Genomic DNA, 24,874 nt, shown 5'->3' on the forward strand with positions numbered 1-24,874 from the left:
AGATTAACAGTTATCAATCCTCCAAAGTCTGAAGGAAGTTGTATATCGCCCGATTTAACAATAAAAACTCTTTCTCTTGATAGTCGCCCCATAAAAAGTCCTGTTTCAAATATAACATTATCTCTTGCGACAGTGGAAATATTTCCTCTTCTTTCAATTTGATCATCTGGAGTATATACAAATATACCAAAATCATAATTATTTAGTATATCATTTAGTCTTTCTATTACCGTATCTCCAAAATGAAAAACATTTTGATTCCAGATGTGTGATATACAATCATATTGTAAATTGACTTGGATTTGTTGGGCTACTCTTAGACCTTCTAATGATGATCCTATAAAAACCTTTGGGCTAGTCTCTTTGGTTTCCATATCATCTCCTTTTTTAGATATGATTTTCCCCGAAGCTTCTAAAATTAAAGATATTGAGCTAATTTGACTACTACTTGCTGTTGATGAAAGTAATTTTGTTCTGCAATCTCTACATAGGAATTCTCTTTTCATGCTTTTGTATATATCCACTTTTTGGACTTTTTTATCATTTATGCATCCTCTGGGATCTAAATGGTTTTTGGCGTCTTTTTGGATGAAAGACAACGCATATTTTGCAAAATAATATAAAAAATATGATGTTATTATTGAGGTTGTATTATCTGAAATACTATTTAAGTTTTTTGAGAGATTATTGAATAATTCCTTGACTTCATAAGTGGTAGTAATTCCGATGCCGCCAGCACCCCTAAGGTAGCAAAAGGCATTAGAATACTGCGAACCGTGAAGAAACTTATCTGTTACTAGCATGACATAAGGATGATAACCTCTTATCTCATTGGCAAGTCTTTTATGCGTTTCATCAAGTGCGCTTACGCCATAAATTTCTTCATCGCCAGCAAAGTATCCTTTGAGGTCTAGATCAGCCACACTAAAAAGAAAATCGCTTTGTATACTATTCGCAAGTCTTGTTGCTTCCTTTAATTCACTAAGGTATTTCGTGCCAAGATCTATGATCTCTATAGGTAGCGCTGCCAAGTTTGACCTCCGAAACTTTAGATAAGGATAGTGTAGCAAAGAAGCAGCTGAGACATGCCTCAGCTGCTTCTTTGCTACACTATCAATTTTGGTGGATCGTGTAGGAATCGAACCTACAACCCGCTGATTAAGAGTCAGCTGCTCTGCCGATTGAGCTAACGATCCTGGCAAGACCCATCCTATTCCTGTGTCTGGGCCATGTCAAGGACTTTTTCCCGAATCCGCCCGATCAAGTAGAGGCTCCCGGCCACCAGTAAGCCACCTTCCTTAGGCGTGGCGTCCAGAGCAGCTTTCAATGCTTCTTCCGGGTTCTCGATCACCTGCCCGGGGTGCATCTTGGCAAGCTCATCAGGACTCAGGCCCAGGTCTCCAGGGTTGGTGTAAAAACGCTGTCCTGCCAGGGGAGCGAGGGCGTCCAGTGTCTCTCTGGCATCCTTGCGGGCCATGATCCCAAAAAGCAGGGTGCTGACGTTCTGAAAGTTCTGGGCCAGCGCACGTGCTGCATGGAGGTTGTGGGCCCCATCCAGAATGATGGTCTTCTCTCCCACCTTGAACATTTCCATGCGTCCGGGGTGCTGGGCATCAAGGGCGGCTTCATAAAGAGCGATCAGGTCCTGGTCCAGACGCTTGATGAATGGACTGGTGGCTCCACACCGCTCTACTGCAAGATGATCTCCTTCCTTCAAGCGTCTTATCTCATGTCCTTCAATGAACAGAACCCGCAAAGCAGCCAGTGCCAACCACGCATTGCTGATCTGATGGGCTCCAGTCATGCGAGGAGGGTGGGGAATTGAAAACAGGTCTGGATGGTTTTGAGGTGTATATAGAGGTGCTTCCCTTTCTTCTGCGATCTGTTTGATGACTGCGAGAGCCTCTCCTGTAGCCGTGGTCAGCACTGGAACGCCAGAACGGATGGCTCCTGCCTTGTCTCTGGCAATCTCTGCAATGGTGTTCCCAAGGGTGCTCTGGTGGTCCAGATCCACATTGGTGATCAGGGTCGCAGCAACGTTCTGAAGGGCGTTGGTGGCATCTTTTTCGCCGCCTACCCCTGCTTCGATCACAGCCCATTCCACCTTTTGCTTCTGGAAATGCTGAAGCGCCATCCCCAGAGTCAATTCAAAGAAGGGCATGTCAGGGGCATGTTCTTTTGCCCACTCAATGAAAGCTGCAACATCTTTTTCTGGAATCTCCCGCAGCTTCACCCGAATCCGTTCATTGAAATGCGTCAGGTGAGGACTCGTGAACTTGCCCACCTGCACTTTACCTGCAAGCAACCCTGCCTCCAGCATCGCGCACACCGACCCCTTGCCATTGGTCCCGATCACATGAATCACCTGCATGTCTTTTTCGGGATTTCCCAGCAAAGCCAGAAGTTTCTTTGCGCGTTCAGGCGTGCGGTCCTTCCCTGCACGGGTCCGTGTGTAGAGCCAGTCATAATCCGGGATCATGGTGTTGCCATTCTATGGAATAGCGTCCCAGATCTGAAGGGGTAACGCCTGTGTCGTAGAGGCCTGCCTTCCCTCCCGGCAAAAGGCTCTGATGCCCATCTGAATGTCTGACCCTGCTTTTTGCCCTCGGCTCTGGGCTCTCGGCCTTCTGCCTTCTGCCTTTCATCCACTCGCCCCAACCTGTTGTTAAACTGAAGCGACATGCGTTTTCTGATGTTCCTCTGTGTGCTCCTTTTCGGTGTGGCTTTTGCCCAGGATGTGCAGATCCGGGTGCTGGTCGCCCAGCAAAGCAAAGTTCAGCTGGTGATTCCCTTCTCACACCATGTGATGGCGTTTGATGGCACCGTGCTGTACCAGAGCAGCACGCCTGTGCAGTGGGACCTGGAGGTCAAGGGGTCTCGCATCTGGATCAACGGTCAGGATTCAGGGCGGGATGTGCTGCACTTTCAGGAGACCACCGCCAACCAGAGCCTCCTTCTGAATGGGGTGCGTTACCGGGGGGCCATGAGCCTGTACGGTCAGGGGAGTGCCCTGACGGTGGTGAACACCCTCAACATCGAAGATTACCTGCGCAGTGTGGTTCCAGCAGAAATGCCTCCAAGCTGGCCTGTCGAGGCCCTGAAGGCACAGGCCATCATTGCCCGAACCTACGCCATTGAGCGCCTGAATCCCAAAGGGCTGTACGACGTGTGTGCCACGCAGCAGTGCCAGGTGTACAAGGGGCAGTCTTCAGAGAACCCGCTGGTGGATGTGGCGATCTCCCAGACCTACAAGCAGATCATTGCTTACAACCAGCGTCCTGCGAAGACTTTTTTCTCCAGTGACAATGGGGGGTTCACTGCGAGCAGTGCCGAGGTGTGGGGCAGCAACCTGCCTTATCTGGTGGCCCAGCCTGATCCTTTTTCGGTGGGTCCCAAGAGCAAATGGTCCCTGAACATCTCCTTCAGTCAATTGACCAGTGTGGCCCGCAATTATGGGTTCAAGGGGACTGCAAAGGGTTTCCGCGTGGACAAGTACAGTGGTTCTGGACGCGTGACCCAGGTGAGTGTACTGTCTGATTCTGGTGCGTTTGCCCTGTCTGGTGCGGAGGCTGGAGGCATCATTCGTGCGCTCGGTGGGTTTTCCACCCGTGTGGCCGTGGAGACCAATGACAGTGGTGTGGTCATTTATGGCAGTGGGTATGGTCATGGTGTGGGTCTGTCCCAGTATGGTGCAAAGGGCATGGCAGAGAGGGGCTACAGCTCAGACGAAATTCTCGGTTTCTATTATCCTGGGGTTTCCCGAGGTGGGTACACCCTGGCTGCTGAAGTGCCTGAGACCAAACCCAGACAACCATTAATGAGGCTGAATCCGCTCTCATCGAACTGACACCGTTTCCCTTTAACGTTAGAACATCGACATGGTGGGGTTACGGTTTTTTATCGTTTTGATCTTTGTGGTGTTCTCCTGGGCACAGGGCCGCACCATCGAAATTGTTCAGGCAGGACAGCTCGAACTTCGCAACGTGACCCTGGACGATGGGACTGTGCAGGAGTACATCATCCTGATCGGTGAGCCTGTTGAACTCAAAATTGATGACAGTGTGATCAAGGCAGACCGGGTGGAGTACAACAAGTCTGCCCGGGAACTTCGTCTGATTGGTCGGGCAAAGTACATCACCAAAACCAAAGGCAGCGATGGAAACAGCACCTCAGAGCAGACCCTGGAGGGGGATGACCTCAAGGTGGACCTCAGCATTGAAGGGGTGGAGGGGGAAGATGTTTTCATCACCACCCAGAACATCCTGGTGAAAGGGGATGTGGTGCAGCGCATTCCCGGCCAGATCGGCGTTCAGGGCGGGTATTTCACGCCATGTGCACGCTGTGGTCGCACGCCCAACGATTATGCTTTTTCTGCCAGCACCATGTGGATTTATCCGGGAAACCGGATTGTGGCTTATGACGTGAAAGTGCTGATTGCCGACACTCCGGTCTTCTACCTGCCTGCCCTGGTGTTCATGCTCAACAAGGAGCGCCCCACCAAATTGGAAGTGGGCCAGAGTCCCACCGATGGCTGGACGGTCAGCGCAGACCTGCCTTACCTGATCACTGCAGACTCTTTCGGGACCCTGTTTGTTGATTATTACCAGAACCGGGATGTGCCCATTGGGGTGAAGGTGGACCATACGCTTTACAACCTGTTTGGCCAGAACAACACCAGCAAACTGCAGGTGTGGATGGACCCGAAAGGGGTGGGCAGACAGGGTGTGGACTGGGTGTTCAATGTGGATGTGAAAGGCAACCAGCCTGCTCTGGCTGCAAAGAGCGGGCTGGATTACTCTTTTTCCATCAGCCGCAATGACAAGCAGGAATTCAATGTCCTCCCGATTCAGGCGGAAGTGAAAGGGGAATGGGAGGGCTTCTCTGCCCGCATCGGTTACTACAACGTGATCGATGGAGACGGAAACAATCAGGTGGCCCGTTTTTCAGAGCCCCGCAAACTGCCTGAAATCGAGTTTGATCCCAAAGCCATCAAGGTTTTCCGGGTCAATTATGACCCCAAACTGCTGCTGGGCTATTACGAGGGAGAGTCGAATCCCCTCAACCCCAGTGCACGCCGGGCAGGGGACCGCATTGCTGCTTTTCGTGCCCAGTACAGCCATTCTCTCAGCTGGGCCTGGAAGCCGTGGTCCACAGCAGACCTGAACCTCACCCAGACCTTCAACGGGCAATACTTTTCCACAGATGAGCGGGCTGTTCAGCAGACTTTCACAGCCAATTTCACCAACACTTTTTCAACGGGCAACAGCATCAGTTTGACTTACCTGTTTGAATACCTGGAAGGGGAAACCCCTTTCACTTTCGATCGGGTGCCAAAGCGCAAAACCCACACCCTTGGGGTCAGTGCCAATGCGCAACCTGCTCCCGAACTGTCTCTCAGTGCACAGCAGACCATCGATTTTGAGAAGAAAGCAGATGAGCAGCAAAATGGCACGGTCAGCCTCAATTACAACCCGAAACCGGTGAGCATTTCGGTCACTTACTCGGAGAATGTTTTCCTGCACCGTCCCCAGTCCATCAGTGGGACCTTCAGGGTCACCCAGGACACCCTGAGCATGGCGGTGGGTGCATCTTACGATTATGGGAACCCGGACCCCAACCCCATCCGTTACCGTTCGCCCAGGTTCGGTGACCTGACAGTGGATTTCAGTTACACCTCGCCGGACAAGGGGCACACTGCAAGCCTGAATTACATCTATGACATCAATGTCCCCCGTGCAAAGAGCATCACTGGAAATTATGCATTCACTGGCCCCATCGAGGCCCTGGATGACATTTTCGGTGTGACCACCTGGGACAATTACGGTCCTGCCATGTACAGTGCAAAGCTGATGGAGAAGTACGATTACACCACCTCTGTGTGGAATGGCAGCCTGGACCTGAGCCGTGAACGGGTGAAACTCACAGCCACCCACAACCTGTATGTCGGTGAGGACACCGGCCGCCAGTGGAAAGGCAACCTGGATGCCACACTGGGCATCGACAACTTCAGCCTGACTTTCAATGGACCACTGGACCTCAACCGCAGGGGATTTTTCACCAAACCCACGCTGACGGCAAAGTATTCGCAGGCCATCACGGGTGCAGAATTGTCTGCAAGCGCCACCCTCGCCCTCAAGGGTCTGGATTACCAGCACACCGATCTGAGCACTGCTTACCTGAGTGGACAGTGGTGGATTGCAGATTTTCTGGGCATTCAGGGGAATGTCACTTACAACGGCAGCTGGGACCAGACCGACACGGTACGCCGGGACGAACTGCGCCTGAACCCCCTCACCCTGACGGCCACCATTGGGCGTGAAGGCAATGAACCCCAGTGGATTCTGGCTGCCAGTGTGCTGGACCAGACCTACACCTGGATCAATGGAGATTACCAGGGCCCTCAGTTCCAGCCGAACCTGAAACTGATTTACAACCGTTGCTGCTGGTCCGGTCTGGTCGAGTGGTCCCCCAACCGGGGCACCTTCCGTTTTGCCCTCAACCTGATGCAAAGCTCGTATTTTGATCTCATCAAAGGCACCCCTGAGGGCATCCGGGGTCCTTTCTAGGAGGAACAACATGAAAAGGTGGATTCTGGGAGGTCTGCTGCTGGCCCTCACAGCCTGCACAGGCACCAGTGAACCCCAGGTGGCCTTCACCGTGGTGGTGCAAGACCAGGTGCCTGCCGTGCAGGGCAAACCTGCACATGTGGAATTCAAGACCTACCGGGTGCTGGACGATGTCGCTCCACTCACCCCTCCCCTGGAGGCTGCAGGGGTGGCGACAGGCTTGCAGAGCAGCCAGATCGGTGCTTATTTGCTGGCGGGGTTTCAGGACCGCATTGAAGTGTATGTTGGAGATGGTGAGGCGGCCAGCGGAATCAAGCTCAGTCGCACCCTGAGCACTGGAGCCAGTGGCGTTTTTCAGATGGAGAACTGCACCGATCCCATTGTGCTGCAAAAGCCCCAGCTGAGCCCGGATGAGCGATTTATGGTGGTGCTCGGACAGTGTGGAACCACCCTGAGCACCCGACAGCGGCTGTGGACGGTCAGGCTGTCTGCCAGTGATCCTGCCAGCTGGACAGTCACTCCCATTCTCAGCAATCCCCTCTTACCGATCCGGTTTTTTTCGGCTGGAGCAGACCGCGTCTATTTCGCAGGTCAGGTGCCCGGCAATGATTACAGGCTGTTTGCGGTCTCATACTTTGCTCCTTTTGAACTTGACGACAGTGGAACAAGGACCCTGGTCTCCAGCCTGAATGACCTGGAATACTGGAGGGGAAGCCTCAGGTTCTCAGATGGCAGCAGAATCAGAACCGTGAGGAGTGTTGCCCTGGAGCCCACAGACCTCACCGATCTGGTGACCTTCCCGGCCACAGAGATGTTTGTGAAGCAGGGCCAGCTGCTTGCGGTGTCTTCGGGGACAGGGGCTGTCGCCTGCCTGCTGGATCAAACCCCGAAATGCACGCCAGAGACAGAACCAGATGTGATCGCTGTTTCCAGCGTTCAGGATGTGACTTTTGATCTGAATGGTTATGCTTGGATTGTCCCCAGGCTTTCTGCCGGCAACCCCACTCCACAGGGTGCATTGTATCGTGTAGATGTGGTGGCGCAGAAAAAAACTGTGGAAACCATGGCATTTGGTGCCTTTTATGACCCGAAAGGAGTTGCATGGGTGGTGAACTGAACACGCAGTGGACCCAGGGACTGGTTCTGGACCATGTGGCCATTGCCACAGCCGATCTGGATTCAGGTTCTCAGCCTTATCTGGCCATGGGTTTGAAGCCACTGGAAGAGGACGAGGTGGTGGAATCGCAGGGGGTCAAAGTCAGGATCTTTGAGGTGGGCAGTGTGATGATTGAACTGCTGTCTCCAACCCGACCAGACAGTCCCATTCAGACCTTTCTGGAGAAAAAAGGGTCTGGCCTGCACCACATGGCTTTTCGGGTGCCAGACCTGCAACAGAAGATTGAGGAACTGCAAGCCCAGGAAGCCCGTTTCATTGGAGATGCACCCCGTCCGGGACGTGCAGGTTCCAGGGTGATCTTTCTGCATCCCAAATGGGGACAGGGCGCATTGATTGAACTGGTGGAGCATCCGTGAAAGTCGGCTGGTGGTTGCTCAGCCTGCTGTACATGGGGGTGATTTACTGGTTTTCTGCCCAGTCAGGAGGAGCAGTGGGCATTCCCGCTCCCTGGGACAAAGTGGCCCACACCCTGGAGTACCTCGGGCTGGGTTTCCTGCTGGGCAAGGCCACCCGCAGCTGGAAAGCCGCCTGGGTGCTGACCGCCTGGTATGGGGCACTGGACGAAGTGCATCAGGCGTTTGTGCCGATGCGCATGGCCGGGATTGATGACTGGTGGTTTGACCTTCTGGGAGGTTTGCTGGGAAGCCGTCTGGGTGCAGGACGCAAACCGAGGCAGGAGGAAGCAACTCCAGAAGCCCAGTACCAGTTCAATCAGAATTTTGAGTGATGCCCTGTAACATTCAGGAGGAGCCTGATACGGCACGATCCAGACGCAGTGCACTGACGGTGCTCACCTGTTGCAGGTAGCTGCGAATCCAGCTGAAAAAGCAGATCAGGAACACGGTGTAAATGCTCTGCACACCCAGCAGAGCATAGCCCGTTCCGTCTGTGGGCAGGGCACCAAAAGGCAGGAGCCCCAGATGCAACAGAAAGGCCACCTGCAACACAGGAATCAGCAGGTTGATCATGCCAGTGCAAAACCGCATCAGGCGGGGGTTCTGCTGTCCCTGAATGCAGCTCTGCAAGGCATAAGTCCAGCGTTCCATGCTGATCCACAAGAGCAGCAGGACCATGCCAGCAACCACCTGCAAACCTTGCCACTGCACAGGCACAGGAAAGGTGAAAAGCACACTCCAGGCCAGCTGGTCTTGCACATTGAGCGGGTAAAGCAACCACCAGGTGGCCTGCAAAATGAACAGGCTGAGCAGGCTGTACCGCAGGTTCCCATTTGTTTTCTGCAATTCTGTTGCACTTGAGATGCGCAGCACATAAAGTTCACTGGCTGCCACCCACCTGCGGGTGATTTCTGCAATGAGCACAAACAGCACCACCACACTCCAGATGCCTGTCACCTGCAAGACATCTTCGGGGATCTGGCTGTGCAGCACGGCACCCAGGGCAATAAAAATCAGCTGCAGAAAACGGATTCCCCAGCGAATCAAATGTGCATGATTTGTTAAGGAATGCAGAATATTTTTCATCTTGCCCTCAGTTTAAACCTTTGCAGCTGAAGTTGCGGTGATGGTGATCTTTGCCTGAAGTCCAGTGTAAAAGCCAAAAGGCTGGTAGCGTAAAGACATGCGAACCATTCTGGTCACTGGAGCAGCAAGAGGAATAGGTCTGGCCATCGCCAGGAAATTTGTGCAGGATGAAGAAAAGGTCATCATGCTGGATGTGCTTCCTGAAGTAGAACAGGTGGCGGGCACGCTGGGTGCCACTGCGGTGATGGGGGATCTTCTGGAGGACCATACCCTGGATCTCCTGGAAGGGGCAATAGGGGAAAACCTGGATGTCCTGGTCAACAATGCCGCCATTGCGGTCCCAGGCACAGCAGCGGAAGTGGGAATTGAAGACTTCCGTCAGGTGATGGAAGTGAATGCCCTTGCTCCAGTTCGAATGGTCCAGAGGTTTCTTCCCCTCATGCCCACAGGGAGCAGCATTGTCAATGTGGCCAGTGTGCAGGGCCTCTTTGCCGAGCAGAACAATGCGGCCTACAACACCTCCAAAGGGGCTCTGGTGAACCTGACCCGCAGCATGGCCCTCGATTTTGCTCCAAAAGGCATCCGGGTGAATGCTGTGGCTCCCGGAGCCATCGCCACAGAGTCCGTTCTCAGGGCCATTGCGGGAAGTGCTGATCCTGGGCAAACCCGGCGTGACTGGGAAGACCTGCATGCCCTGAGGCGACTCGGGCATCCTGAAGAAGTGGCTGCTGTGGTGCATTTTCTGGCCTCACCTGCAGCCTCTTTTGTGACCGGGGTGATTCTGCCTGTGGATGGGGGCATGACGGCTTCTTTCATGATGGCCGGGCGTCCGGTTTGATTGAAAAAACAGGGGACCAGATGGTCCCCTGTTCCGAACATGACTTTTTATTGTGCGCCCAGGGCGTCCACCACTTCCTGGGGCAGCAGCACAGAGTCAATCACATGCACCACCCCGTTGCAGGCATACACATCTGCCTGCAGCAGTTTTGCATCGTTCAGCATGACACCATCCCCGGCCATCACTTCAATTTTTTCACCCTGCAGGGTCAGCAGACCGTTTTTCTGACGCACCACACTGGCAGAGCCCACGGTGCCCTTGACCACATGGTAGGTCAGCACCCTGGTCAGCCATTCTTTGTTGCCCAGCAAGGTGTCCAGGGTTTCTTTGGGCACTTTGGCAAAAGCATCATTGGTGGGGGCAAACACGGTGAAACGGGCGGATCTGTCCTTGAAGGTGTCCACCAGACCTGCTTCCATCAATGCGGTTTTCAGGGTGCTGAACTGGTCCATGCTGACCACCAGATCCGCAATGCAGGGACGGGCCTGTGCGGTCAGGGTGGCAGCAGAGGAAGCAGAAGCCGCAGAAGCGAGTGCCATGGAGCCAAAAACGGTGAGTCCCAAAATCCATTTGCGCATGAGTGAACCCTCTTTGAGTGAAGTCTGGAAACAAAGAAATGACTGTGCACCAGGGCATAAAACCCTGTGCTGGTCTTTCTGGTTCCACGGCCTCACCTTAAAGACTCCGGCCAGATGGGAGTGTATTTCGCATCTCTGTCCTTGCGAGTTGGTGGGCTGGGAAACCAAAAGAAAGTGTCCCAAAAAGAAATCAGCACTCCTCTTCTGCAAGAGAATGGGTGCTGGAAAACAGAGATCTGTCTGTCAAGTCTGAGGGTCAGCGGGCAATCCGGGCGGTCAGGGGAGAGGTGGCCCCGAGATCCAGCCCCCTCTGTCCGGGAGAGCAGGTGCCCACGGTGAGTTCGAGGGGACCTTGAAGCCAGATGGCCTCTCCATCTTCATTGATGGCTTTCAGCTGTTCTGCAGCAATTTCGAAACCCAGGGTGCTCGAAGACCCGGCAGGCACCGTGACCTTCTGGAACCCGACCAGTTGCTGCAACGGCACCAGAAAGGGAGCTTCGGTGTGCCGGACATACACCTGCACCACCTCGGTGATGTCATGCGGACCAGGGTTGCTGACCTGCAGGCTGATTTGAAGAGACTGGTCTTCCTGCAGGCCCTCTGGAACCTGCAGATCAGAGAGCTCCACCTGTCCGTAGGTCAGACCGTGACCAAAGGGGAAGAGGGGCTCCACTTCGCTGTAACGGTAGGTGCGTCCGGCCATGCCATAATTCTGAAAGTCCGGCAGGTCCTCGGTGCGCTTCGGAAAGGTGACGGGCAATTTTCCAGCTGGAGCCCGGTCTCCGAAGAGCACATCTGCCACAGCACGTCCGCCCTCCTGACCGGAGTACCAGACAAAGACGATGGCATCCACAAGCTCGGCCACTTCTTCCAGGGCCACAGCAGACCCTCCAGTGAGCACCAGCACGGTGCGTGCTCCTGCCTGGGAGAGTTGCCGCAGGGCGTTCAGTTGCACTTCGGGCAGTTCAATGCGGGTGCGGTCCCCATTCTCGGCAGAATCGATGGATTCTCCCTCTTCGCCTTCCATGTGCGGGGTGATGCCCATGCAGGCGATCACCACATCGGTTTTGGCGGCCTCCTTGAAAATCCAGCTGGTGTGGGCTTCGGTTTCGTGCAGCACATGGGTGGCGGTGCGGTACTCGGTGCGCACCCCTTCAGGAATGCGCCCGATCAGGCCCTCAAGCAGCGTGGTGAGTTTGCCGTTCATGCCGTAATAGTTGCCCAGCAAGACCTCCACACTGGTGGCCGTGGGTCCCAGAATGAACATGCTCCTGATGTCCTCCCGGATGGGCAGCAGATTGTTCTTGTTGCGCAGCAGCACCACAGATTCTACAGCTGCTTCATAGGCCAGATCAGCGTGTTCTTTGCTGCCCACCACATCGGGCGAGATGCTGGCATAGGGCACCCGCTCAGGTGGATCAAACATCCCCAGTTTGAAACGGGTGGTGTAAACGCGGGTCAGGGCGCGGTCCAGGTCCTCTTCGGTGATCAGCCCCTGCTCATGGGCCTCAAGCAGATGGGTGTACCGGCATCCGCACTCCAGATCGCAACCTTCTTTGAGGGCTCTGGCAGCACTTTCGGTGGGGTTGGGGGTGTAACTGTGGGGACCATCAAAATCGGAGATCGCCCAGCAGTCGGAGACCACGTGCCCCTGAAAACCCCAGCTTTCCCGCAGAACCTTTCCGAGCAGGTAAGGGTGGGCACAGGCCGGGTCTCCGTTGACGCGGTTGTAAGCGCCCATCACGGCCTCCACCTTCGCATCTTGCACCAGGGCCTTGAAGGCAGGCAGGTAGGTTTCATGCAGGTCTTTCAGGCTGGCCTGTGCATCAAAGCCGTGACGGAGCTTTTCCGGCCCTGAGTGCACCGCGTAGTGCTTGGCACAGGCAGCGGTCTTCAGGTGGGTGGGATCATCCCCCTGAAGACCGCGCACAAAAGCACTGCCCAGGGTGCCCGTGAGGTAAGGATCTTCCCCCCAGGTTTCCTGTCCCCGACCCCAGCGTGGGTCACGGAAGATGTTGATGTTGGGAGACCACAAATTCAGGCCCTGGTAGATGTCGGTCTTGCCATTCCTTTTCAGGGCAGCGTGGTACTTTGCACGCGCCTCGGTGCTGATCACATCTGCAACCCGCTGGATCAGGTCTGGATTCCAGGTGGCCGCCATGCCAATGGCCTGCGGAAACACCGTGGCCCTGCCATTGCGGGCCACCCCGTGCAGACCTTCACTCCAGGAGTTGTAGGCGGCAATCCCCAGTCTGGGAATGCCCGGAGCGTCGTGCCACAGCTGAGAGATTTTTTCACGGATGGTCATCCTGCCCAGCAGATCCTGCAAACGTTTGTTCAGGTCGAGGTCAGGATTCAGGTACAGAGGGGTGTCTGACATGGAGGCTCCTTGTGGGGTAAGCCCATTTTACCCACGGGTCTGAAAAGCAGATCATTTTGGATTGAGTTCAATGAAAAAAAGGTTCAGGGGAAGGCCGAGGGCAAATCTGAATGCTTGTGCCTGTGCTTTTTGCTCTTGACAGCTTGCTTTGGCAAAGGCACCTTATGCTCTCGGCTCTCGGCTCTCGGCTCTCGGCTCTCGGCTCTCGGCTCTGTCTTGACTCACGCGCTCTATAAAGCGGCCCGTTTCTGGCTGGGTCGCTTGGCTCTCGGCCTTTAAACCACACCCAGCGCTTCCCGCAACTTCAGGGCCAGCACCTGAAACACCAGTGCAGGGTTGGCGTACTGCTCCAGGGCTTCCAGTGCATCTGACAGAGCCAGGTCGGCTTTTGCACGGGCAGAAAGCGGATGGTGCCTGAAGGCGAAAAGCAGGGCTTCTGGGTGCCATTCCGGGTTGAAGGTCTTCTCCAGTTTCTCTGCGGCCATCAGGGCGTCCAGCATGCTGCTTTCAAGGCCCTGCACCAGGGCTCTGGCCTGACTGAGCGCTTCACGGACGGTTTCCCGTTCGAAGAGCACACCGGGGCGTCCGGCTGCGAATTCCAGCAGCTCAGGGTCAATGTTGTTTTCGAGCTCCATGAGGGCCTGCTGCATCTGCGCTTCCGGGACCGGAGGCACAAAAATGCGGGCGCATCTGGACACAATGGTGGGGATCACCAGTTGCTGGTCTTCGGCAATGAAGACAAACATGGAGCGGTGTGGAGGTTCTTCCAGGGTTTTCAGCAGGGCGTTGGCGGCCTCATTGTTGAGGTATTCTGCCCCATCAAAGATCACCACCTTGCGGCGGGTGTGGGGGGCAATGTACAGCCATTCCACCACATGCTGGTCGTACTCGTGGGTCTCGTCGCGGCGCTCGGTGATGACCTTGACCGGGATCAGTTTCTTGCGGGCCTGTTTTCCGGTGCTGGTTTCGGTTTTGGGGGAGACCAGCATCACGTCAGTGTGGGTGTCTCTGGCAATGGCGAGGCAGGAAGGGCAGTTGCCACAGGCGGTCCCGTAAGCGCAGTTGGCGAGTGCAGCAATGAAGTGCGCCACAGCTTTGCGCCCCACCCGGTGAGGCCCGAGCAGCAAGAAGGCATGGGCCGACTGGGTGCGCAGGGTCTGCAGCACGTCCTGATGTCCGATGATGTCAAATGGGTTCATGGTGGGGGTCAGCGACCAATGATCAGACGGTCGGCCAGGCCTGAGGGCAGACCGGCATTGATGATTTTACGCCCGGCGGCCTGAAAATCATACTCCACCCGGAACACCTCGAAGACCGCGTTGGCATCGTCGAAGACGCCGTAACTGGCACGCGGGTCTCCGTCTCTGGGTTGCCCCACACTGCCCGGGTTCAGCATCCACCGGGCCTTCGGAGGCATTACGGCGCGGGCGTTGCCTTTCATGGGTGCACTCTTCACCCACTCACCCACCGGACCTTCCAGTGTGGAGTAGATCATCGGGACATGGGTGTGGCCGTAAAAGCAGACCCGACCATCCCAGAGGGTGAATTCCTCACGGGCGTGGGAGGTGCTGTCCAGGTACTTGTCGGGGTTGGAGGGGCTGCCGTGCACGCAGAGCAGGTCGGTGAACCTGGAATTCTGGGTGTCCAGCCGGAGGGTTTTGCCCCAGGTGTTGATCATCAGCAGGTCTGCTTCTGAAAGCTGATCTAGTTGCCATTTCAGGGCAAGCTGCGCCGGAGCGTTGATCAGCAGCTGCTGGTTGCGGGTCAATCGAATCAGGTTGGATTCGTGGTTGCCCTGAATGCACGGCACCCCGAGTTGCCGGAGGTGCTGCAGCACCTCGACTGGACTTCCGCCGTAGCCGATGGCGTCTCCCAGAAAGACCATGCGGTCGTATTGGCGCTTCTCGGCGTCTTTCAGCACTGCTTCAAAGGCTTCGAGATTGGCGTGAATGTCAGAGAAAATCAGGGTGCGCATTGGGTCTCCACATCATGTTAACAGATGCTGAGAAAATTCATAGAGCGGTCAGCCCGGGGTGAGCACAAAGTCGCTGGGAGGTCGATGGTGCTGCAAAAAGCCGTCAGCCATCAGCTTTCAGCCGTCAGCAGCAAAACACAACTTTGCTTTCACTTCAGCCAGACCAAACAGTGTTTTGCCCCTCCAGTCCAGTGCAAATCTTTCTTGTCATCAGCGAAAGCATCAAGCCATCTTTTGCTGATCGCTGAAAGCTGAGGGCTGATCGCTGCTTTTTGATGGCCCAAAGTGTATACAGCCTGATAAGATGCAGACATGAGCACTCCTCGTGTGGGCATCACCACTTCCCAGCTGATTGATCCAGCCCTCAAGCGCCTGTTTAACGGGACCTCCAGACTGTACGCCCAGGGGGTGCTGGATGCGGGCGGTTCGCCTGTTCTGCTTCCCAATCTGGTGGACGCTGCAGAGCTGTACGTGAAGCAGCTTGATGCCATTCTCTTCAGTGGAGGGGTGGACCTTCACCCTGGTTTTTATGGTGAGGAGCCCGTGCTGGGCCTTGGCGAGATCGATGAGGAAAGGGACGCGTTCGAGGTGGCCCTCTACCATGCAGCACGCAAGGCAGGACTTCCCATCCTGGGGATCTGCCGGGGCATGCAGGTGATCAATGTCTTTGAGGGGGGAAGCCTGTACCAGCACCTCCCCAACCACCCTGAGTTCTGGGGGGACCACTCCCAGAAGGCCCTGCCCCCAAACCTGGCTCATGAAGTGGTGATCGAGGAGGGGAGCGTCTTTGCGGCCTACCACCCTGAGCTGCGGGTGCGGGTGAACAGTTACCACCATCAGGCGGTCAAAACGCTGGCTCCCACCTTGCAGGTGGCTGCCAGAAGCACCGATGGTCTGGTGGAAGCCTACCAGGGAGAGGGCATCTTTGCGGTGCAGTGGCATCCGGAACTCACCTTCCAGAAGCATCCCCATCACCTTGCACCATTCAGGATTCTGATGGAGATGCTGAAAGTGCAGGTGTGAGCATGCAGGTCTGGCAGGACGAGTACGACGGCATCTGGACGTGTCTGGAGGGTCTCCCCGGAGGCCACAACTGGATGATGGTGACCCTGAACTCGCGCCAGGATCAGGTGCAGGCCATTCTGGACGGCATTCCTCAGGGGTTCAAAGGCAATATGCATGTGCTGCTGTTGCCTGAACCCACCGCCACGCCTTTCGAGCGTGCGCTGGAACTGCACCGACCCAGAGGGGTAATGGTCTTAAGCCGCAATTTGCAGGGAGGGCCGGGACTGGAGCTTCCCGAGAAGCACCATGAGAGCACTTCGGGTCTGGTGTATCTGGAGGGGGGCAGTTACCCGGCCTGGACCAGTGCCCTGGTGTCCGATGGTGACACGATGCCTGATCTGTGGGCCAGTGTGTGCGCTAAACTGGACACTCCGGTGGTGGTCTGCACCCCTGACCGTGCGCTGCAGGTGTGGCAGCACTGGTGGGAGAGCACCCCTCTGGCCCTGCAGAACCTGGAATGTTGAACCCTGTCCGACACCTTTACCTTCATGTGCCTTTCTGCCCGACGATCTGTCCGTACTGTGATTTTCATGTGCTGACCCGCAAGTCGGGCATGGTGGACCATTACCTGCGCCGCATGCGTGAAGAGGCGCAGTTTCAGGCCTCACGTTACAATGTGGACCTCAAAACGGTGTATTTCGGAGGAGGAACCCCGTCTTTCCTGCGGGACCCTGAGATGACCGATCTGGTGGACCTCATCCGCACCCACCTGGGCTGGGGCACCGAAGAGAACACCCTGGAGATCAACCCTGGAACTGTGACCCGTGAAAGGGCGCAACTGTGGAAGGATCTGGGGTTTGACCGGGCCAGTGTGGGTGTGCAGAGCCTGAACGATGAAACCCTGAAATTTCTGGGCAGGCACCACAATGCAAAACAGGCCAGGACAGCCATAGAAGTGCTGCTGGATGTGGGTTTCCGGGTCTCCGGGGACCTGATCACCGCTGTTCCGGGTCAGGACCTTGAGGGGGACATTGCAGGCCTGATCGAACTGGGGGTGGAGCACATCTCTGCTTACACCCTGACCATTGAGGAAGGGACCGAGTTCTTCCGCCGGGGTGTGCAGGTGCGTGAGGAGGACGAGCGCAGGGGCTTTGACCTGACGGCCGAACTGCTGACTGCACAGGGCTTTGAGCGTTATGAAATCAGCAATTACGCCCGGCCCAGAGCGCACTCCAGACACAATCTGGCGTACTGGACCAACCAGCATTACCTGGGTCTCGGTCCAGGGGCAGCAGGCCATTATCCCACGGCCCGTGAAGGGCTGCTGTCAGAGCGCATCACCAATCCCAGACTGCATGACTGGCTGCAGCAGCCTTTTGAAAGGCGGGAAGCAGAGGAGATTGCCCCTCCCGATTTCGTGACAGATGCGCTTTTCATGGGGTTGCGGCTGAGAAACGGCGTGGACCTTGCGGATCTCAGCCGGCGCAGCGGACTGGATGTGTGGGTCCGTTACCAGAAGCCTCTGAAGCACCACATCAAAAAGGGTTTGCTGTTGCTCGAAGGCCAGGTGCTGAAGGCCACCGATCAGGGACGCTGGGTGCTCAACCAGATCATTGCAGACTGTCTGGAAGTGGACTCCAGGGACTGAGGGTCCTTCATGAGAAATGAAAGGGCAAAACATCAGATTTGTAACGATTCTTAAACAATCAGGGATTACCCTGAGACATGGACGACTTTTCCCTGCTGCTTGTCCTGGTGAACCTGCTGGTGTGGGTCCCGGTGGTGGTGCTGCTGCGCCCCTCCGGCGCACAGGACCAGAGCCTGCAACAGTGGAAAAAACAGCTGGACCGCTGGAGCCAGTTGAAACACCGAAATGAAGAGTGGAGAGATCGGTGAATTTTGACCCCCAGGCCCTGGCCACATGGGTGTCAGTGGTGGTGTTTGTCAGTCTGGTCTTTCTGGTGATCATCCTCCTGATCGGCTGGCTGCAGAAGCGCAGAGATCGGGACAGAGAATGACCCCTTAAAGGCCCCTGGGCTGAAATGCTGTTGATGTGGAGCGATTCGTATTCGCTCATCAGCAAACAGAGCGTTTTAAGAATTGGAGTGAGCACTTTGTCCTGTGGGGAAGGCGGGCATCTTTTTAAGATTCGACAAATATCGAAATGCTTGTTAGGATGGTGCCATGACCCTGACGCCTGAACAGATCCTTGACCTCTGCAAGGCCCTCAGTGACGGAAACCGCCTGCGGATTCTCGGACTGCTGGCCCAGCAACCCCTCGCCGTTGAAAAAATCGCAGAAGCGTTGCAGGTCGGTGTGTCGACCACCTCGCACCACCTGAGCCGGCTTTCAAAAGCAGGTCTGGTGCATGCTGCTGCCCAGGGGCATTACAGCATCTATTCGGTGCGGCAGGAGACCCTGACTGCACTGGGCGCTTTGCTGTCTGATCCTGCGCGTCTGGCAGGCCTCAGTGAGGTGCAGGCTGCAGGGGACAAATTTGCCTCCAAGGTCCTGCAGGTCTTCCTGGATGAAGAGGGGCGCATCAAAGCTTTTCCGATGCAGCACAAGAAGATGATGGTGCTGCTGAACCATGTGCTGCAGGTCTTTGAGTCCGGTCAGTCGTACACAGAGAAGGAGGTCAATGACCTGCTGCTGCGTTTCCACGACGATACTGCCACCCTCAGACGCAATCTGGTGGAACACGGCCTGATGCATCGCGAAGGGGGAGGAGGCAGGTACTGGAGGGCCAGTGATCTGCCTGCAGATGAAGAAGCCTGAGGCTTGCTTTTGTGCCGCTCTGTTTTTGCTGACTGCTGTGTGCTGATGGCTGACCGCTTTTAGGCATTTTTGCGAGGATTGAATTCATTTGACTTTTGTAAGATCATTTTGATAGATATCGAAAGGAGTGGTGTCATGCTGCAGAGCAACCACATCAGAAGTTACCTCCTCATCGCCCATCCGCACAGGCAGGTGCTGTTGCGGGCCCTTGAAGAAAAACCCCAGACCGCCCAGGAACTTTCCAGCCTCCTCTTCAATCTCGAGCAGACCGAGGGGCACCTGCGCATCCTGCAACAGGGACACCTCCTTGAAAACAGAGAAGGGGTTTACAGCCTGATCCCTGATGCTTACCACAAAGCCCGTGAAGATGCCTCACATCCCTGGCTGGAGTGGGAAAAAGACTTTTACCAGCTGGTTTCTCAGGCTTTTGACGAAAAGGGCATCCTGCGCACCCTGCCCAGCCAGAACAAAAAATTGAACCTCCTGATGCAGAAACTCTCCCTGCTTTTCGAGGCAGGCCGCACCTACACCGAAAAAGAGGTCAATGGCCTCCTGATGGGGTTCACCCGGGACTTCTTCCTGATTCGACGCAGCCTCATCGACGCTGGCGTGCTGTTTCGTACTCCGAGTGGCAGTGCGTACTGGAGGGAACGCCATGACGCAAAAATATAAGGGCTTCACCCCGGTGATGGGCATCTGGATCATCCGAAACCACAAAAATGGCAAGGTGCTGCTCGGGGCCAATGAGCATGTGCAGGGTAAACTGAATGCCCACCAGTTCCAGCTCAAGATGGGTTCCCACATGGTCAAAGCCCTGCAGCAGGACTGGAACGCCCAGAGCCCGGAAGATTTCACCTTCGAGGTCCTGGATGTGCTTGAGCCCGATCCTGCAAAAGGGGAGCATTACGATTACCGGGATGACCTCAAAGACCTTGAGGCCCTGTGGTTGGAACAATTGCAGCCCTATGAACCTGTGGGGTACCACAGAAAACGCAAGTGATGTTCCTCAAATCTGCCAGCTGAATTTCAGGATTCAGCTGGTTTTATTTGCTGCCTGCGGTCTTCTGCTTTTCTGAGAAACCCTCCAGGAAACCTGAAGATTGCCCGAAGGTCAGGCTCAGACCCCCTTCAGCTGTGCTTCCTACATTGAGGCTAACTGTTGCTTTGATTTTCACTCGATGCAGGAGACAACATGGGAAACATTGAACGGGTGGGAAGCCTGGAAATTGACCAGGACATGCATCATGAAAAAAGAGAATGGACCGCCCAGAGGTTTGCCTGGGGGGTGTTTTTCCTGTTGCTTGTGGCAGCCTTGCTGGGCCTCTTCGGAGGGGGTTATTTCAGTTCGCGCACCCAGATCAATCCGGACCTGCAGGTCGATTTTCAGTTCTTTCTGCGGATGAAGGCTCCGACCCGTCTGGAGATCAAGTTGCTCCGCACCCAGGAAAAACCAGAGCTCCTGATCAGCCGGGATTACCTGCGCCACTTTCAGATTGAAAACATTCAACCCGAGCCCGATCAGGTCAGCAGTGAAGGAGGGTTTCAGCAGTTCACCTTCAACCGTCTGGAGGCTGGAACGCCCATTGTTTTTGACCTGAAGACCACAGATGTGGGAAGCATTCCCGGACAGGTCGGCCTGAATTCCACAGACCTGCTGACTGTCCACCATTTCGTGTATCCCTGAGGAGCAGACATGGAAGCTGTTGTTCGAGCTGCAACCCTGTATTTCATCCTGATGATCATCTTTCGACTCACCGGGAAACGCACCATGTCCCAGGTGACCACCTTCGACATGGTGGTGCTGCTGGTGATCAGTGAGACCGTGCAGAACTTCCTGGTGGACGAGGATCATTCATTTACCCACATGGTGCTCCTGGTCATCACCCTGCTGGGTCTGGATGTGCTCCTCTCCATGGTCAAACAGAAGTTTCCGGGGGTGGAAAAGTGGATGGATGGCGTTCCGGTGATTCTGGTGGAAGACGGCAAACCCCTGGAAGACCGCATGAAAAAAAGCCGGGTGGACGTTTCAGACATTCTGGAAGCGGCCCGGCAGACCCAGGGCCTTGAGCGCATGGACCAGATCAAATATGCCATTCTGGAGCGGGCTGGAGCGATTTCCATCGTTCCCAAGGAAAAGCCATGACTTCTCCCATCCGTGACCTGCTCTCTCTCACGCTGGAAGTGAACCACCTCCAGAAGGCCAGAGATTTTTATGAAAAAGTGATCGGCCTGCAGGTGCTCTCCTTCGACGAAGATCAGGGGAACTGCACCCTTGGTTTTCCCTCGGGTCAGAGGTTGAACCTGTGGATGCCTGTCACCCGGCAGCAGAATTCAGAGCGCCTCTCCAGAGTGAGGGCACGGGGAGGGACCCATGTGCACTGGGCGATGCAGATCCCCAGAGGCACCCTGCAGAGGGCCAGGGAACACCTGGGACAGTCTGGCATCCCCTGGCAGGAGATCAACCTGGCCAGCGAAGACCAGCCTGCAGACATCGGGCTGTACTTCTGGGACCCTGCTTTTCATGGCCTGGAACTCCGCGAGGTGGACCTGCAGGATGAACGCTTTCCAGAGGTCCCTCCAGGGGACCTTCCAGAAACGGGCCTTCCGGTGGTGGGCCTCAGGGAGGTGGCCCTGGCCTTTGAGGATTACCAGGGCATGAAAGAGCGGCTTCCCGAGGCTTACGGATTTGCTTTCCTGAAAGAGATGGAGGAGCGAAATTTCGCCCAGTTCACGCTGGGACCAGAACCCGAAAGGGACGGTCTTTTCACCTGCAGACGCTGGCTGTATGCCTGGGACCCGCAGGTCGGTCTGGCCGACATGCTCGGGGGTGAGCATGCCACCGTGCAATTCCTGGCAGATGTGGATGCTGTTGAGGCCCGCGTGAAACAGGCAGGACTGGAACACTTCAGGGACCAGACTGGACTGGTGGTCCGTGACCCTGAAGGTCACGTTTTTGAATTCGTGGAGGAGGCCCCAAATGCGTGAACACCATTCATCAGCACAGCACCAGTCCACCCTCTGGAAACGTGGAGGCATTCTGCTGGGCATCGGCCTGGGCGGTTTCTTTGATGGGATTGTGCTGCACCAGATCCTGCAGTGGCACCACCTGGTCAGTGAGACCTACCACCCCACCTCTTTGCGCAATCTGGAAATCAACACCCTGGCTGATGGTCTTTTTCATGCCTTCACCTGGGTTGCCAGTGTGATTGGGCTGTTTTACGTGTGGTCTGGCACACGAGGGGAGCACCCGGAATGGTCCACAAGGGCTTTTCTGGGCACCTTGCTGCTGGGCTGGGGCGGTTTCAATCTGGTGGAGGGCCTCATCAACCACCAGATTCTGGGCATTCACCATGTTCGCCCCGGGCCGTACTGGCTTGCCTACGATATTGGGTTTCTGGTGTGGGGTCTCCTGATGGTTGTGATTGGGTACGCCTGGATGAAACAGCAGAACAGGAGTGCAGCCTGAACTGCACCCCTGTGGTCTGAAATACTCAGATTTTCTGTTCGGCCATCTGTTCGGACACCTGCGCTGTTTTTTTGCCAAAAGCGGCTGGACCAAATCGCACAATGGCCAGGATGCCTGCGGCGACAATCACACCACTCTGCAACATGAAAGCCAGTCGGGGTCCGAAGCTCTCTCCCAGATAGCCCATGAACAGGTAGATGCCCAGCACCAGCACGGAATACAGGGTGTTGAAGGTGGACTGCACGCGGCCCTGGTAGGCGTAATCGGTCTCCTCCTGCACCTGGGTCTGGTACACGATGTTGATGGACACGAAAAACCCCATCAGCACGGTGGTGACAATCGCAGAGTACAGTTCCCAGGACTGGGCGTGCAAGAAGACCATCAGGGCAAGCAGAAACACCCACAGCACCATGATTCTGGGACGGCCCAGCCTTTGCACGATGCGGGTCAGCAGGAAACTCCCGATCACCGAACCCACCGCCCAGCCTGCATCAATGAGTCCAAAGCCGATGGTTCCGACTTTCAGCACGTCTTTGGCAAAAACCGAAGACAGGGTGTTGAGGGTCTGCGGGGTGGTCCACAGCATGCTGATGATCACGTAGGGCAGGATCAGGCCCGGATTCCTGCGGATGTAGGAGAGTCCTTCTTTGACGTCTGAAAAGAGCTGGATTTTCTGAGGGGTTTCTGTTTTCTCTGCTTTTGGAAAGCGGATGCTGAAGATGAAAGCGGCACTGATCAGGAAACTGATGCCGTTCACCACCATGGCCCACATTGGGGAGGCACCAGCGAGCACAAACCCACCAAGGCCTGCCCCGAAAATCATCCCTGTCTGCAGGAAGGTGCGGGTGTAAATGTTCGCTTGCAGGAGCAGATGTGTGGGCACCACCCGCCGGACCATGGCCACAGTGGCAGGCCTGAACAGGGTGTCTCCGAGGGCGATCAGGAATTCCATCAGGTACAGGTGCCAGGCCTGAAGCTGCCCGGTGAGGTACAAGAGGGGGATCATCAGGACGATCAGGGCACGGGCCACATCGGTGATGGCCGCAAGTTTGCGCTGGTCCAGACGGTCCACCAGCACGCCTGCAAAAGGACTGAACAGCAGACCGGGCAGGGCGTGAAAGACCATGAGCCAGGCCACACTGGAGCCCTTGCCTGTGAGTTCCAGGGTGATCCAGCTTGAGGCAATGAATTGCATGCCAAAACCAATGGCAGAAATGGAGTTGCCGGTCAGATAACGGGTGAACGGCTGAATTTTGAACAGCTCGGAACGGGCCATGATTCCTCCTGAAAATTCATTTGAGACAATAAAAACCACCCCACACCTCAGGGTGGCCTGTGTCTCTGGTTGTGTTTACAGGTTAAGTCGAGAGGGCAGGTTGAACAATGGATTCAAAATTTTTTGAATCGTCTTTAAAGAGGCCAATCAGACCTGTTCCCCTCGGGGTCAGGCGGTAATACACAAAACGCCCCATGCGTTGCGGCTCGGCAATCCCCAGGCTCTTCAGACGTCCCAGGTGGTGTGAAACCGCTCCAGGAGCCAGATGCAGCCTCTCGGTCAGTTCCAGGGTGGTGGCAGGCAGGTTGAGCATGACCTTTGCACAACTGCTCCCCAGCAAACCCTCAAGGTGCTCGTTGTTCTCTGCGGGAGCACTGCCCCACAAGAGGCCCACCCCCCTGGCCGGATAAAACAGGGTGGGCTGCCAGGGTTCCTCACAGATGGACATGCTCTTGGGGTACACAAAAGCAGATGGCACCAGCACAATTCCACGCCCCCTGGCATCGCTGTAATCCTCACGGCCCCGGTCAATCAGCACGTACCCATCCTCGTAACGGATGGTGGGATCAATCCCGGAGAAAAGCTGCTCCGGTCCCTCAAGAGCAAGGGTTCTGGAACGCACCAGCACATCGTTTTCCAGAAAAACATGCAGCCTGGTCCAGTAGGGGGCCATCACCCGATCCCAGTAGGCCCTCAGCACATCCACCAGCTTCTGCAGGTAAAGGTCAGGGTCTGCCAGAAACGCATCAATCACGGCAGGACGGGTGTTCCTGAGCTCACAGAGTTTGTTCAGTTCGTAGTCGATCTGTGCCTGAGAGGTCTGCAGGATCTGCTGCACCTCCTCCTCAAACACCGGAAAAGGGGTGAGCGGAGGAGGGGTCAGAAAGTCCGGAATGTAATACGGAGGAATCCCATTCTGCGGGGGAACCAGCGCTTCCAGCAAGGTGATGTCGAGGTCTCCGATCAACTTGCGGGCCTCCTTGATCCAGGGCAAATGCAAGGCATGGTGACCCGGACTCTGGTACACCATCAGACTGGCAACACACTCCCACAAAGGACTGAAAGCAAACCGGACCCTGGACAGGTCCAGTGGACTCACCTTGATGCGGATCATGTTCTGAGTCTGAAGGGGCAAAGGGGTTCTGGGGAAGAGCAGGATGGCCTAGGGTTTGCCGAGGGCCGAGAGCAAACAGACAGCTCTGGCTTTTGCATCAGAGATTGCTTCGAACGGGGCAATTTCAGGCGAGGTTGCGGGTAAAGGATGTCTCTCCCTTTATATTTCCCTTGACACCATGAGAACAAGAATTTACTGTGCTCTCGGCTCTCGGCTCTCGGCTCTCGGCTCTCGGCTCTC

Annotated in this window: 27 protein-coding genes and 1 tRNA gene; 18 read left to right on the plus strand and 10 right to left on the minus strand. The window is 55.6% G+C overall.

The annotated features are described in order from the left end of the window. The 3 genes from DC3_RS27260 to DC3_RS27270 form a co-directional block, all read right to left on the minus strand. The coding region (locus DC3_RS27260) for a TIR domain-containing protein (RefSeq protein ID WP_186816299.1) at positions 1–1,031 on the minus strand (1,031 nt) is incomplete at its 3' end. Between the two features lie 89 nt (positions 1,032–1,120). Next, positions 1,121–1,196: transfer RNA gene (locus DC3_RS27265), tRNA-Lys, on the minus strand. 14 nt (positions 1,197–1,210) lie between these two features. Beyond that, positions 1,211–2,479 (minus strand): bifunctional folylpolyglutamate synthase/dihydrofolate synthase, encoded by a 1,269-nt coding sequence (locus DC3_RS27270; protein WP_146891423.1) that lies wholly within the window; start codon positions 2,477–2,479, stop codon positions 1,211–1,213. Between the two features lie 201 nt (positions 2,480–2,680). On the opposite strand from DC3_RS27270, the gene DC3_RS27275 reads away from it, so the two are divergent. The 5 genes from DC3_RS27275 to DC3_RS27295 are packed head-to-tail and all read left to right on the plus strand — an operon-like array spanning position 2,681 to position 8,470. Next, a complete protein-coding gene (locus tag DC3_RS27275; protein WP_146891426.1) occupies positions 2,681–3,847 on the plus strand; it encodes a SpoIID/LytB domain-containing protein in 1,167 nt (388 codons plus the stop codon). Positions 3,848–3,878: 31 nt separating this feature from the next. Further along, a complete protein-coding gene (locus DC3_RS27280; protein ID WP_146891429.1) occupies positions 3,879–6,566 on the plus strand; it encodes an LPS-assembly protein LptD in 2,688 nt (895 codons plus the stop codon). 10 nt (positions 6,567–6,576) lie between these two features. Continuing rightward, a complete protein-coding gene (locus DC3_RS27285) occupies positions 6,577–7,683 on the plus strand; it encodes a hypothetical protein (protein ID WP_146891432.1) in 1,107 nt (368 codons plus the stop codon). Further along, complete coding sequence (gene mce, locus DC3_RS27290) at positions 7,668–8,099, plus strand: methylmalonyl-CoA epimerase (RefSeq protein WP_146891434.1); 432 nt, start codon at positions 7,668–7,670, stop codon at positions 8,097–8,099. The genes DC3_RS27285 and mce overlap by 16 nt, the downstream gene beginning before the upstream one ends. After that, on the plus strand, positions 8,096–8,470 hold the full coding sequence (locus DC3_RS27295) for a VanZ family protein (RefSeq protein WP_246130828.1): 375 nt from the start codon (positions 8,096–8,098) through the stop codon (positions 8,468–8,470). The genes mce and DC3_RS27295 overlap by 4 nt, the downstream gene beginning before the upstream one ends. 13 nt (positions 8,471–8,483) lie before the next feature. On the opposite strand, the gene DC3_RS27300 is transcribed toward DC3_RS27295, so the two are convergent. Next, the gene (locus DC3_RS27300) at positions 8,484–9,185 is read right to left on the minus strand and encodes a hypothetical protein (protein ID WP_146891437.1); all 702 of its coding nucleotides are present in this window, start codon (positions 9,183–9,185) and stop codon (positions 8,484–8,486) included. 136 nt (positions 9,186–9,321) lie between these two features. Between DC3_RS27300 and DC3_RS27305 the strand changes: the two genes are divergently transcribed. Beyond that, positions 9,322–10,062 (plus strand): SDR family NAD(P)-dependent oxidoreductase, encoded by a 741-nt coding sequence (locus DC3_RS27305; protein ID WP_146891440.1) that lies wholly within the window; start codon positions 9,322–9,324, stop codon positions 10,060–10,062. 47 nt (positions 10,063–10,109) lie between these two features. Here the strand turns inward: DC3_RS27305 and DC3_RS27310 are convergent, their stop codons facing one another. The 4 genes from DC3_RS27310 to DC3_RS27325 all read right to left on the minus strand — a co-directional run bounded on the left by DC3_RS27310 (position 10,110) and on the right by DC3_RS27325 (position 14,995). Continuing rightward, positions 10,110–10,640 carry a fasciclin domain-containing protein gene (locus tag DC3_RS27310; RefSeq protein ID WP_146891442.1) on the minus strand — a complete coding sequence of 177 codons (531 nt, stop codon included), beginning with the start codon at positions 10,638–10,640 and terminating at the stop codon, positions 10,110–10,112. A 256-nt stretch (positions 10,641–10,896) separates the two neighbouring features. Next, positions 10,897–13,020 carry a glycoside hydrolase family 3 N-terminal domain-containing protein gene (locus DC3_RS27315; protein WP_146891445.1) on the minus strand — a complete coding sequence of 708 codons (2,124 nt, stop codon included), beginning with the start codon at positions 13,018–13,020 and terminating at the stop codon, positions 10,897–10,899. A 275-nt stretch (positions 13,021–13,295) separates the two neighbouring features. Then, complete coding sequence (locus tag DC3_RS27320; RefSeq protein WP_146891448.1) at positions 13,296–14,219, minus strand: DNA polymerase III subunit delta'; 924 nt, start codon at positions 14,217–14,219, stop codon at positions 13,296–13,298. Between the two features lie 8 nt (positions 14,220–14,227). Beyond that, positions 14,228–14,995, minus strand: a complete 768-nt coding sequence (locus tag DC3_RS27325; RefSeq protein WP_146891451.1) for a metallophosphoesterase family protein — start codon at positions 14,993–14,995, stop codon at positions 14,228–14,230. A 312-nt stretch (positions 14,996–15,307) separates the two neighbouring features. Between DC3_RS27325 and DC3_RS27330 the strand changes: the two genes are divergently transcribed. The 12 genes from DC3_RS27330 (at position 15,308) to DC3_RS27375 (ending at position 22,244) form a co-directional block, all read left to right on the plus strand. Beyond that, positions 15,308–16,018 (plus strand): gamma-glutamyl-gamma-aminobutyrate hydrolase family protein, encoded by a 711-nt coding sequence (locus DC3_RS27330; protein WP_146891455.1) that lies wholly within the window; start codon positions 15,308–15,310, stop codon positions 16,016–16,018. A 2-nt stretch (positions 16,019–16,020) separates the two neighbouring features. Next, entirely contained in the window at positions 16,021–16,524 is a 504-nt protein-coding gene (locus tag DC3_RS27335) for a hypothetical protein (RefSeq protein ID WP_146891458.1), read from the plus strand. Further along, the gene (hemW, locus tag DC3_RS27340) at positions 16,518–17,648 is read left to right on the plus strand and encodes a radical SAM family heme chaperone HemW (protein ID WP_146891461.1); all 1,131 of its coding nucleotides are present in this window, start codon (positions 16,518–16,520) and stop codon (positions 17,646–17,648) included. The genes DC3_RS27335 and hemW overlap by 7 nt, the downstream gene beginning before the upstream one ends. Before the next feature lie 77 nt (positions 17,649–17,725). Next, entirely contained in the window at positions 17,726–17,896 is a 171-nt protein-coding gene (locus DC3_RS29440) for a hypothetical protein (RefSeq protein ID WP_186816300.1), read from the plus strand. Continuing rightward, complete coding sequence (locus DC3_RS30065) at positions 17,893–18,018, plus strand: hypothetical protein (RefSeq protein WP_281292604.1); 126 nt, start codon at positions 17,893–17,895, stop codon at positions 18,016–18,018. Before DC3_RS29440 ends, DC3_RS30065 begins: the two co-directional genes overlap by 4 nt. A gap of 166 nt (positions 18,019–18,184) precedes the next feature. Continuing rightward, on the plus strand, positions 18,185–18,778 hold the full coding sequence (locus tag DC3_RS27345) for a DUF2087 domain-containing protein (RefSeq protein WP_146891464.1): 594 nt from the start codon (positions 18,185–18,187) through the stop codon (positions 18,776–18,778). A 135-nt stretch (positions 18,779–18,913) separates the two neighbouring features. Continuing rightward, positions 18,914–19,450, plus strand: a complete 537-nt coding sequence (locus DC3_RS27350) for a DUF2087 domain-containing protein (RefSeq protein WP_146891468.1) — start codon at positions 18,914–18,916, stop codon at positions 19,448–19,450. Continuing rightward, positions 19,434–19,778 carry a GIY-YIG nuclease family protein gene (locus tag DC3_RS27355; protein ID WP_146891471.1) on the plus strand — a complete coding sequence of 115 codons (345 nt, stop codon included), beginning with the start codon at positions 19,434–19,436 and terminating at the stop codon, positions 19,776–19,778. Before DC3_RS27350 ends, DC3_RS27355 begins: the two co-directional genes overlap by 17 nt. 192 nt (positions 19,779–19,970) lie before the next feature. Further along, positions 19,971–20,462, plus strand: a complete 492-nt coding sequence (locus DC3_RS27360; protein WP_146891474.1) for a hypothetical protein — start codon at positions 19,971–19,973, stop codon at positions 20,460–20,462. A 9-nt stretch (positions 20,463–20,471) separates the two neighbouring features. Further along, complete coding sequence (locus DC3_RS27365; RefSeq protein ID WP_146891477.1) at positions 20,472–20,921, plus strand: DUF421 domain-containing protein; 450 nt, start codon at positions 20,472–20,474, stop codon at positions 20,919–20,921. Then, complete coding sequence (locus DC3_RS29445) at positions 20,918–21,763, plus strand: VOC family protein (RefSeq protein ID WP_186816301.1); 846 nt, start codon at positions 20,918–20,920, stop codon at positions 21,761–21,763. Before DC3_RS27365 ends, DC3_RS29445 begins: the two co-directional genes overlap by 4 nt. Continuing rightward, entirely contained in the window at positions 21,756–22,244 is a 489-nt protein-coding gene (locus tag DC3_RS27375) for a DUF2243 domain-containing protein (protein WP_146891480.1), read from the plus strand. Before DC3_RS29445 ends, DC3_RS27375 begins: the two co-directional genes overlap by 8 nt. 25 nt (positions 22,245–22,269) lie before the next feature. Here DC3_RS27375 and DC3_RS27380 read toward each other — a convergent pair whose 3' ends face one another. Together DC3_RS27380 and DC3_RS27385 are read right to left on the minus strand one after the other, a co-directional pair. Further along, entirely contained in the window at positions 22,270–23,520 is a 1,251-nt protein-coding gene (locus DC3_RS27380; protein WP_146891483.1) for an MFS transporter, read from the minus strand. 82 nt (positions 23,521–23,602) lie between these two features. After that, positions 23,603–24,634: an ArsR/SmtB family transcription factor gene (locus DC3_RS27385; protein ID WP_146891486.1), complete on the minus strand. Its 1,032-nt coding sequence runs from the start codon at positions 24,632–24,634 to the stop codon at positions 23,603–23,605. Positions 24,635–24,874 lie beyond the last annotated feature (240 nt).

The sequence above is a fragment of the Deinococcus cellulosilyticus NBRC 106333 = KACC 11606 genome (assembly GCF_007990775.1).
Taxonomy (GTDB): Bacteria; Deinococcota; Deinococci; order Deinococcales; family Deinococcaceae; genus Deinococcus_C; species Deinococcus_C cellulosilyticus.